The organism is Arthrobacter sp. TMN-49, assembly GCF_054511095.1.
This window is the reverse complement of record NZ_JBTNDH010000059.1, coordinates 1-10245: the sequence shown is the minus strand read 5'-3', so window position 1 is coordinate 10245 and position 10245 is coordinate 1. Positions and strand designations below refer to the sequence as shown.

Annotated in this window: 9 protein-coding genes; 6 read left to right on the top strand and 3 right to left on the bottom strand. The window is 65.4% G+C overall.

Annotation, left to right across the window (positions count from 1 at the left end):
* Positions 1–134: 134 nt before the first annotated feature.
* Positions 135–1802, bottom strand: a complete 1668-nt coding sequence (purH, locus tag ACX80E_RS16860) for a bifunctional phosphoribosylaminoimidazolecarboxamide formyltransferase/IMP cyclohydrolase (RefSeq protein WP_459303224.1) — start codon at positions 1800–1802, stop codon at positions 135–137.
* A 76-nt stretch (positions 1803–1878) separates the two neighbouring features.
* Here purH and ACX80E_RS16855 point away from each other — a divergent pair, with 76 nt between their 5' ends.
* The 6 genes from ACX80E_RS16855 (at position 1879) to ACX80E_RS16830 (ending at position 7931) form a co-directional block, all read left to right on the top strand.
* Positions 1879–3393 carry a glycoside hydrolase family 3 protein gene (locus tag ACX80E_RS16855; protein ID WP_459303223.1) on the top strand — a complete coding sequence of 505 codons (1515 nt, stop codon included), beginning with the start codon at positions 1879–1881 and terminating at the stop codon, positions 3391–3393.
* A 30-nt stretch (positions 3394–3423) separates the two neighbouring features.
* A complete protein-coding gene (gene murQ, locus ACX80E_RS16850; protein ID WP_459303222.1) occupies positions 3424–4362 on the top strand; it encodes an N-acetylmuramic acid 6-phosphate etherase in 939 nt (312 codons plus the stop codon).
* A gap of 22 nt (positions 4363–4384) precedes the next feature.
* Positions 4385–5467, top strand: a complete 1083-nt coding sequence (locus ACX80E_RS16845) for a serine hydrolase domain-containing protein (RefSeq protein ID WP_459303221.1) — start codon at positions 4385–4387, stop codon at positions 5465–5467.
* Between the two features lie 10 nt (positions 5468–5477).
* A complete protein-coding gene (locus ACX80E_RS16840) occupies positions 5478–6830 on the top strand; it encodes an MFS transporter (protein WP_459303220.1) in 1353 nt (450 codons plus the stop codon).
* A gap of 87 nt (positions 6831–6917) precedes the next feature.
* Complete coding sequence (locus ACX80E_RS16835) at positions 6918–7220, top strand: hypothetical protein (RefSeq protein ID WP_459303219.1); 303 nt, start codon at positions 6918–6920, stop codon at positions 7218–7220.
* 87 nt (positions 7221–7307) lie between these two features.
* Positions 7308–7931, top strand: coding sequence for a DedA family protein (locus tag ACX80E_RS16830; RefSeq protein ID WP_459303218.1), 624 nt, complete (start codon positions 7308–7310; stop codon positions 7929–7931).
* Between the two features lie 15 nt (positions 7932–7946).
* On the opposite strand, the gene purN is transcribed toward ACX80E_RS16830, so the two are convergent.
* Both purN and ACX80E_RS16820 read right to left on the bottom strand, forming a co-directional pair.
* The gene (gene purN, locus ACX80E_RS16825) at positions 7947–8510 is read right to left on the bottom strand and encodes a phosphoribosylglycinamide formyltransferase (RefSeq protein ID WP_459303217.1); all 564 of its coding nucleotides are present in this window, start codon (positions 8508–8510) and stop codon (positions 7947–7949) included.
* A 34-nt stretch (positions 8511–8544) separates the two neighbouring features.
* Positions 8545–9930 (bottom strand): cell division protein PerM, encoded by a 1386-nt coding sequence (locus ACX80E_RS16820; protein ID WP_459303216.1) that lies wholly within the window; start codon positions 9928–9930, stop codon positions 8545–8547.
* Between the last annotated feature and the right edge of the window lie 315 nt (positions 9931–10245).

Below are 10245 nucleotides of genomic sequence, written 5' to 3'. Positions count from 1 at the left end.
GGGGGGGGGGGGGGGGGGTGGGGGGGGGTCAGTGGGGTGTTGGGGGGTTTTTTGGGGGGGGGGGGGGGGGGGGGGTGTCGTTTTGGGAAAGGAGGGGACCACCCCGCCGTCGTGCTTGCGACGCGCTGAACCGACTAGTGGAAGAAGTGCCGGGCGCCTGTGAAGTACATGGTGATGCCGGCGGCGTTGGCTGCGGCAATGACCTCGTCGTCGCGTACTGAACCGCCGGGCTGAACAACTGCGCGAACACCGGCGTCGAGCAGGATCTGCAGGCCGTCGGCGAACGGGAAGAACGCGTCCGAGGATGCCACGGCACCGATGGAGCGCTGCGCCGAAACGCCTTCGGCACCTGAGGCACCGCCGGCCGCATCAACATCGGATTCCACGGCAACACCGAGAGTGTTGGCGCGTTCCACTGCGAGCTTGCAGGAGTCAACACGGTTGACCTGGCCCATGCCGATGCCCACGGCAGCGCCGTTGTTGGCGAGCAGGATGGCGTTGGACTTCGCTGCACGGACAGCTGTCCAGGCGAACGCCAAGTCTGCCAGGGTCTCGGCATCAGCGGTCTCGCCCGCGGCGAGGGTCCAGTTGGCCGGGTTGTCGCCGTCGGCGTCCACCTTGTCGGAGAGCTGCACCAGCATGCCGCCGGACACCTGGCGGACCTCTGCCGGGTAGCGGCCGTAGCCTTCGGGCAGTGACAGCAGGCGGATGTTCTTCTTCTTGGACAGGATTTCCACGGCTTCGGGCTCAAAGTCCGGGGCGATGACGACCTCGGTGAAGATGCCTGCCACCGTACGGGCCATGCCTGCTGTGACCGTGCGGTTGGCGGCGATGACGCCACCAAAAGCAGAGAGCGGATCGCAGGCGTGCGCCTTGGCGTGGGCGTCGGCAATGGGGTCCACGGCGTCCGGGGACGCCACGGCAACACCGCAGGGGTTGGCGTGCTTGATGACGGCAACGGCCGGCTCGGCGAAGTCGAAGGCTGCGCGGAGGGCGGCGTCGGCGTCAACAAAGTTGTTGTAGCTCATGGCCTTGCCGTGGAGCTGGTCGGCCTGGGCGATGCCAGCGGGCGCGCCCTTGTCGACGTACAGGGCAGCCTGCTGGTGCGGGTTTTCGCCGTAGCGCAGCACTTCCGAACGCTCCAGGGAGTACCCGGCGTAGGCGGGCCAATCGATCAGGCCGTCGCCGTCAGCGTCCAGGAACTGGGCCGAGGTCCAGGCTGCCACGGCGTTGTCGTAGGCTGCGGTGTGAGCGAAGGCTGCTGCGGCCAAACGCTGGCGGGCCACCAAGTCAAAACCGCCAGCTGTTGCGGCAGCAATGACGTCGCCGTACTTGGCCGGGTCAACCACCACAGCAACGGAGGGGTGGTTCTTGGCTGCCGCGCGGACCATGGACGGTCCGCCAATGTCGATCTGCTCCACCACCGCGTCCTGGCCGGCACCGGAATTCACGGTGTCAACGAACGGGTAAAGGTTCACCACCACAAGGTCAAACGGTGCAACGTTCATCTCTTCGAGCTGGCGCACGTGGTCGGGCAGGCGGCGGTCAGCCAGGATGCCTGCGTGGACCAGGGGGTGCAGCGTCTTAACGCGACCATCGAGAGCTTCGGGGAAGCCTGTCAGCTCGGAAACCTCCGTGACAGGAACACCGGCCGCGGCAATCTTCGCTGCCGTGGACCCTGTGGAAACAATGGCCACACCGGCTGCGTGCAGTCCGATGGCCAGCTCCTCCAGGCCGGATTTGTCATAGACCGAGATCAAGGCTCGGCGGATGGGAACACGATTAAGAGGAACGCTGCTCACAGAAATTCTCCAAGGGGTGGCTCGACGGTGGCGACATATAAAGTTTAGGCCACTTCGGCGCCGGTAAGATTTCCTCATGACTTCCAGTGATCTGCAGCACGCACCGTCCACACTTGACGGCACCTCCCCCGAGCTTCCCCGCCTGATCAACTCGGTGATACTCCCCGGTTTTGTTGGCACAACTGTGCCACAGTGGTTGGCGACGGCCCTGCGCAACGGTCTTGCCGGCGTCGTATATTTTGCCCACAACATTGATCCCGAGGCGCCCGCTCAGGTCGCCACGCTTTCCGCCGCCATCCGCGCCGCCAACCCGGCAGCCGTGATCGGCGTTGATGAGGAAGGCGGAAACGTGACCCGTTTGCAGGCCCGGGACGGTTCAACAGTCCCCGGCGCCGCGGCGTTGGGCGCCCTCAACGACCTCCCCACAACAGTTGCCGCGGGCCGCGCCATTGGCCGCCTGTGCCGCGCCGCCGGGGTCAATCTGACCATTGCGCCGGTGGCCGACGTGAACACGAATCCGTTGAACCCCGTCATTGGCGTGCGAGCCTTCGGCGCCGACACGGACTTGGTCAGCGCCCACACGGCCGCGGCGGTCACCGGCATCCAGACTCAGCGCGTGGCCGCCTGCGCCAAACATTTCCCGGGCCATGGGGACACCGTGGCCGATTCGCACATGGATACCGCGCGGGTGGAGTTGACCATGGCGGAGATGGCGCAGTTCCACCTGCCCCCGTTCAAGGCCGCCACGGAGGCCGGGGTGGCGGCCATGATGAGCGCGCACATCATCATCCCCGAGTTGGGCGAGGCGCCGGCCACGTTGAACCCGGCGGCGAGCGCCCTGCTGCGCGAGATGGGCTTTGAGGGTGTTTTGATCACCGACGCCCTGGACATGGCGGCCGTGCGGGCCACCGTCGGCCCGGGCGAGGGCGCCGTGCTCGCGCTACTGGCCGGTAATGACTTGCTGTGTGTGGGCAACCCGCTGAATGCGTACACCACAGGGCGTGACGACGAGTCCTGCTACGTCGAGGTGTACGACGCCTTGCTGGCCGCTGTCACCTCCGGCCGTTTGCCCGTCGACACCCTGCGCAAGGCCGCCTCCCGGGTTCAGGCGCTGGCGCAGTGGTGTGCCGGGGACGTTGCGGACACGGAGGACGACGACGTCGACTGGGTTGGGGTGGCTGCCCGCGCCTGCCGCGTGGATGCCTTGAGCGCCAGGCCCGCGCTGAGCGGGGCCGTGATACTTGTGGATGCGCGCACCGGCCACAATATGGCTGCCGGCCCCACCGAGAACTTCATGGCCACCGCCTTGGGCGGCTACACAGTGAACGCCGTTCATGCCCAGCAGACACCGGCACCGGAGCTCGCGGCACTGGTGGCAGCGTCACCGGGAGCAGTTCTTGTCATTGTTGACTCGTTGGCGTCGGCTGAGCAACGGGCCACCGTGGAGTTCATTCTGACCCAAGCCCCCCGGACCGTGTGCATCAACGCAGGCCTGGTCACGGATCAGCCAACAGCCAACGCCACCATTCACTGCCACGGTTTCAGCCGCGTCAGCGCCCAGGCCGTTGTCCGATTGCTGGAAACCGTCTAAGTCACTCCCCCTCGCCCAGAAAGTGCACCCATGTCTGAAGATTCTTTGCATACCGCCTCTGTCCGCCACGAAATCGGCGCCCTTGTCACCGAGACGGCCAACCCGAAGTACCCCGATCTGGCTGCCTTGTCCACGGCCGAGCTGGTGGCCGGCATGAACAGTGAAGACGCCCTGGTCCCTGCCGCCATTGAACAGCAACTTCCCGTCATTGCTGCGATCATCGATGACATTGCGCACCGTATGGGCAAGGGCGGACGGCTCATCTATGTGGGCGCCGGGACCCCAGGCCGGATGGGCATTTTGGATGCCAGCGAATGCCCGCCCACCTTCGGCACCGACCCCTCCCTGGTGGTGGGTGTCATTGCCGGCGGGCAGGCAGCAGTGGATCAGGCGGTGGAGAATGCCGAGGACAGTGAAGCGGCCGGTGCCGCGGACATGGCCGCCCTTGGCCTGGGCCCCACGGATTCGGTGGTTGGCATGGCCGCCTCCGGGCGCACCCCTTACGTCATTGCGGCCATCAAGGCTGCCCGTGCACAGGGCGCCTACACGGTGGGTTTTGCTTGCAATAACAACTCGACACTGGGTGCCGCCGCCGACGCCGCCCTGGAGATTGAGGTGGGCTCGGAGTTCCTCAGCGGTTCCACCAGGCTCAAGTCCGGGACGTGCCAGAAGCTGGTGTTGAACATGATCAGCACCATCACCATGGTGCGCCTGGGCAAGACGTACAAGAACGTCATGGTGGACTTGTTGGCCACCAACGCCAAGCTGCGCGCCCGCAGCGAGCGCACCTTGATGCGTGTCACCGAGTGCGACGCCGCCACGGCGGCCACAGCCCTCGCCGCGGCTGGCGGGCATGTCAAGGCAGCCATCCTGGCCATCATGACGGGGCTCCCACCCGAGCAAGCAGTGGAGCTCCTGACCCAGAATGACGGCTTCCTGCCGGCCGCCATCGCCTCCGGCAGTCACTAGAAGGACGACGGCGAACCCTCCCATGCCAGTACCTCACCACTCCCCCGCAACAGAAACGCGCCGCAACCTGCAAGGCCTGCTGGATGCGGCCGTCAAGGACGGCGTGGCACCGGCAGTGAGCTGCGCCGTCGTGTTGGGCGGCGCGGAGCTTCCTATTCTCACCGCCGGCGCCGCAGCACCTGGGACGTTCTTTGACCTGGCCTCGGTGACCAAACTGTTCACCGCTGTCACGGCATTGATCCTCGTGGACGACGGCGTGCTGGCGCTGGATGCCCCCATTGGCCGGCATCTGGCGGCCTACCGGCACGGCGCAAAGGCAGCCGTGACGTTGCGGCAGCTGCTCACGCACACGTCGGGCCTGCCATCCGAGTGGCGGGGCTGGCATACGGAGCTGTCGGAAGGGCGCGGATTTGAGCGCGGGCAGCTGATGGCGGATCTGCTCGCCACGGAGCTGGAGACGGCACCGGGGACCCGCTTTGAGTACTCGTGCGCCGGGTTCAACACGATCATGGCGCTGGCCGAGCATGTAGCGAAGACGCCGTGGGGGCAACTGGTCAAGGAACGCCTGCTGTACCAGCTGCCGACCGACAGCATCACCGGCACCCCGCGCATTGAACACTGCGCCCCAACGGAGTACCAGCCGCAGCTGGGCCGCGGCCTGATCCGGGGCATTGTCCATGACGAGGCGGCGTGGTCATTGGGCGGGCTCAGCGGCAACGCCGGCATGTTCGCCACGGCGGAAGGGCTCAGTGTTTTTGGTCTCGCCCTGCGCGAGGGGCTGCCCGGCATCCTCTCCCCCGCCATGGCTGCGGAAATGTGGCGCAGCCAGCTGCCCGAAATGCTGGGCAACCATTTCGACCCGGCGGTTCCCGGCTTCGAGCAGGGCTTGGGGTTGCGCATCAATCAGCAGCCTTGGATGGGGGTCGGTGGCGCGGCCGCCCGGGGGCACGGGGGCTTCACCGGCACCTCGCTGCTGGTGGACCGGGTCAACAAGGTGAGCATTGCCCTCCTGACCAACCGGGTGAACCCCAGCCGGGACGGCAATGACGCAACAGAACTGCGCACGGCCGTGTCCGACGTCGTCTATTCTGCTGCCAAGGACTAAGAAGGAGACCATGAGCACCCCGACAGCTTTGATGACAGGTGACCGCGTGGTCCAGGAGCTGCCGTGGCGGTGGCGGGTGCAGGGCAGCATCTTCCTCATTGGCGGGCTGGGGTTCATGTTCGACGCCTGGGATGTGACCCTGAACGGTTTCCTCATCCCGCTGCTGTCCAAGGAATGGGGCCTGTCACCGGGGCAGGCCGCGTGGATCGGCACGGCCAATCTCATTGGCATGGCCGTGGGTGCGTTTGCGTGGGGGACCATTGCCGACATCATTGGCCGCAAGAAGGCGTTCACCCTGACACTGCTCATTTTCTCCATCTTCACGGTGCTGGGCGCCTTCTCCAACGATCTGTTCCTGTTTTGTGTGTTCCGTTTCATTGCCGGTTTTGGGCTGGGCGGGTGCATCCCGGTGGACTATGCGTTGGTGGGTGAGTTCACGCCGCGCAAGCACCGCGGCCGGGTGCTCACCGCGATGGATGCGTGGTGGCCCATTGGGGCGTCGCTGTGCGGGGTTGTCTCGGCCCTGCTGATGGCCAGCTTTGGCAACTGGCGGTACCTGATGCTGGTCATGGTGCTGCCGGCGCTGCTCGTGTTTTGGGTGCGCGTGGGGATTCCGGAGTCGCCCCTGTATTTGGTGCGCGCCGGGCGTCCCGTGGAAGCCAAAAAGGTAATCGATACCCTGATCCGGCGCACGGGAGCCACCGTTGGGCCGTGGAAACTGCCGGAGCCGGCGGACGCACCCACACTCTCGCTGGGTAAGGTCACCGATCACCTGGCCGGTTTGTGGCGTTTCAACTGGCGCATCACAGGTGTTGCGTGGTCACTATTTTTGACTATTCTGCTGGTGTACTACGGCGCCCTGACCTGGATGCCGTCCATCCTGGTGGCCACGGGCTATGCGGAGAACAAGGCGTTTATGGCCACGGCCGCCATGACGGGCATTGGCCTGCTGGGCGTGGTGGCCGCTGCGCTGCTGGTGGAGCGCCTGGGCCGCAAGTGGATCCTGGCGATCACCGGCCCCCTCGCCGCGGTGTCATTGGTGGTCTTCGCACTGGTGCTGGACGCGCCGCTCGCCGCACAGATCTGGCTGCTGATCTTTGGTTTCCTCATTCAGGTGGCCATCCCGGTACTTTACACCTACGTTTCTGAACTGTACCCAACCCACTTGCGCGCCACAGGATTTGGTTGGGCGTCCACCATTTCCAGGGTGGGCGCCGGGCTGGTGCCACTGATCTTCGGCTCCCTGCTGTGGCCCGTGCTGGGCTTGCCACTGACGTTTGCACTGACAGGGGCGCTGGTGTTGGTGGCTGTCCTCTGGATGGCCGTCGCTGCCCCTGAAACCAAGGGCGCCACGCTGGACTAGCGGCGCCTGCGCGCCTGTTCAGCAAGCACCCACCCGGGACCGGTAGCCTGTCCTAGACAGTAACTTTTCTTGAACGAAGGACAATTCATGAGCGCCCTGCTTCCCACCGTTTTCGCCACCACCGGACTGCTCGGCGGCTACCAAACTGCCCGCGACACGGGCAACCGCCAGCTCGGCGGCGCCGTCCTGGCAGCAGCGGGCGCGGCGGCCTTCGCGGGCTGGAAGAAGAATGCCGGCGCGGGAACCGCTGCGGCACTGACAGCAACGTACGTCGTGGCTTTTGGCGCCTCGCATCCCCTGGCCAAGAAGATGGGTGCCTGGCCGGCTGTCTACACGGTGACGGCTGCCACCGCCGTGGCCTCCTTGGTGTTTGGCCGCAAACGCGCCTAGGCCGCGCGGACTGGTGCCAACACACGTAAACTAGCTGTGGCGGCGGAAATCCTCCTGGCCGCACCAACTAGGCGAAGAAGGCAACGCATGGATCTCGCAGCCGACACCACCGGCGTCCTGGCGAGCTCCTGGGTTTACCTGGTGGGCGCGGCATTTGTCATGTTGTCCGCCGTGATACCACCCATCCCCAGCACCACGGTATTTGTTGCGCTGGGCGCTCTAGCCGGGCTCGACGGCGGGCCCCGGGCCGGGCTGTTGGTGCTCGCCATGATGGTGGGTGCCGTGGCCGGGGATCTAGCAACTTTTGGCCTCACCAAACGCGTCGGCAATTCGCGCTGGGGCGCCGGGCCGGGGTCCCGGCGTCAACGGGCCATTGATGCAGCCACCCGCAGACTCAAACAGCGCCCATATGTGTTCATGCTGACATCACGCTTCATTCCCCTGGGCAGGCTTTCCTCCAACATTGCCGCCACCGCCGCCGGTTACCCGCTACGCGCTTTCACAGTGTTCTCGCTGGTTTCGGCCGGCATCTGGTCCGGCTATGCCGTGGGGATAGGGATATTGACCCGGTACTGGCCCAACATCTCCACCCAGATGGCCGTGGTCATAGCCATCGCCGCGTCCATTGTGCTGGGCTGGTTGCTCGGTAAAGTCTCCGCCTGGGTCCTGGACAGGAAGAACTCCAGGGACCTGTCCAGCTTCGCCCCCTAATAATCTGTGTGGGGGTCAGGCGCGGGCCAGCTGGCCCAAAACCTCTATGAGTAGTTCACGCTCGGCAACCTTGATGCGTTCGTGCAAGGATTCCTCTGTGTCATCGGGCAAAACCGCAACGGGTGTTTGGGCGATGATGGGGCCGGTGTCCACGCCGGCGTCGGCAAAGTGGACAGTGCAGCCGGTGACTTTGACCCCGTAGGCCATGGCATCGCGGACCCCGTGGGCGCCCGGGAAGGACGGCAGCAGTGCCGGGTGCGTGTTGACGTAGCGGCCCTCGAAAGCGTCGATAAAGCTGGACGCCACAATGCGCATGAACCCGCTGGAGACAACATAGTCGGGCTTGTAGGCGGCAACCGTTTCCAACAGTGCCGCATCCCAGTCAGCACGGGTGGCGAAGTCCTTGAAGTTCACCACGAACGTGTCCAGGCCGGCGGCCGCCGAACGCTCTACCCCGTAGGTGCCGGGCCTGTCCGCTCCCACGGCGGCGATGTCCAGGGGCAGGGAGCCGGCGGCAACGGCGTCGATCACTGCTTGGAGATTGGAGCCGGTTCCGGAGACTAAAACAACTATGCGCATGAGAGCAATTTTAGGGCCACGTTGGCCGCAGGCCCTATTCGGCGCCGTCAATACGGCGCCGTGCGGGGGCCGCGTTGGCCCGTTCGCCTTCGAGCCAGGGCGCCACTAGGGAACCGGCCATGACACCAATACCCACCTCGGCACCCACCCACAAGGCGGCGGTGACAGGGTCCGGGCCCAGTTCGGTGAGCCGGCCAAGGCCTATGGATCCCTGTGAAAGCCAGAACAGGATGGCCGAAAGAACAGCCGCCACTGACGCTATGACGGTGCCAAGGAATAGTGTTGACAGTGGCAGTGAAAGCCACCGCTGGCGCACCTTGAGGGAAAGCCATTCATCAAAATGGTTTTCCCCTGCCCGCACAAACCACCAGCCGGCAAGCAGGCCAGCGGACACGGGGATGATCAGTGCGGTAAATCCCCAACTCATCTCACCTGCGGGCAGGGCCGCCAACAGCGGGATCGGGGGGACGGGGGCAACGGAGGTGCCCAACGGGGAAACGCTGGAGCCAACGCCAAGGGAGAAGCCGTCCCCGCCAGCCCACGCCAAGGTCCAAATGGCCAGGTTGGGCATGAACGCTAGTTGGGCCAGTGTCAGAACAGACCCGCCAATAGCGCCCGGCCGCAGTGCCTGATAGACGCCGATGATGTCGTGCCAGCGCATGGCCAGATTTACTGTGAGCAGGAACGCGGAGAGGGACAGTGCCGCCATGAGGGCCACAAACCCCGAGCGGACAACAGTCCACGCGTAGGAACCTGCCCAGCGCTGATCCTGGCTGGTTCGGGCAATCCAGTCGGCAGCATTGACACCGATCAACCGGCTCCAGGAACCGGCCTCCAAACGTGAGCCCACAATGAGTCCGGCAGCGGCTGGAATGGCCGGAATCAGCATGCTGGCCAGCAGGGGCGCCTCAAGACCGGGAACGCTGCAGACAAATCCTGTGGCCAGACCCGCTGCCGCGTAAAGCACCACGGCCCCGAGGAGCGGTTGCCACAGCTGGTCCGTGTAGGACGCTCTGGCCAGGCGCCGCCCCGAACGCCATGACAGGAAGAAGGGAATCAGGACAAGGCCCAACGGCAGCAGATTGAAGACACCCGTTTCCACCGATGCCGAGCTGGGCCCCGAAGCCAACGTGAGATTCACGGAAACACCGTGGCCCACCAGCCAAATCTGACCGGCCAGCCGGGCAATGACTGAGACGTCTTTTTCGCCAAAGCCGCCAGCAAGCCACGTCGTCAGGAGGGGAATGGTGACGACAAGGGCCGAAATGATAAACATTTGCGCAGCCTCGAACACCCCTTGCAGCCAAAGCGGCATGGGAATTCCGTCGCGTTGGCGCTTGTCCGCTTTGGTGTTCATCGTCTTCAATGGTGCCACATGGTGGGCCGCGCAGCGGTCAGCGTCGCCGGTGGAATCCGCCACAGAATCCTATGAAGGCGCGGCATAGGCCGTTCTGCCCCGCACCGGGGGCAATCCGGTAGCCGTGTTGTGGGTCCGGCAGCTGATTCCGCCTCCCCTGCGTAGTGGGGCCACTGACGTTCTTTGTCGCCGCGGGGGCCGTTGTGGACATCCGCCCCCGCTCCGGACACCGCCTGCGCCTGCGGGGGGGGGGGGGGGGGGGGGGGGGGGGGGGGGGGGGGGGGGAGGGGGGGAGGGGAGGGGCAGAAGGGGTAGTAGTCGGCGGTTTATGGGGTGTGGCGTTGATCCTGAGCCGCCGCGGCACGGCCAAATCGGCGA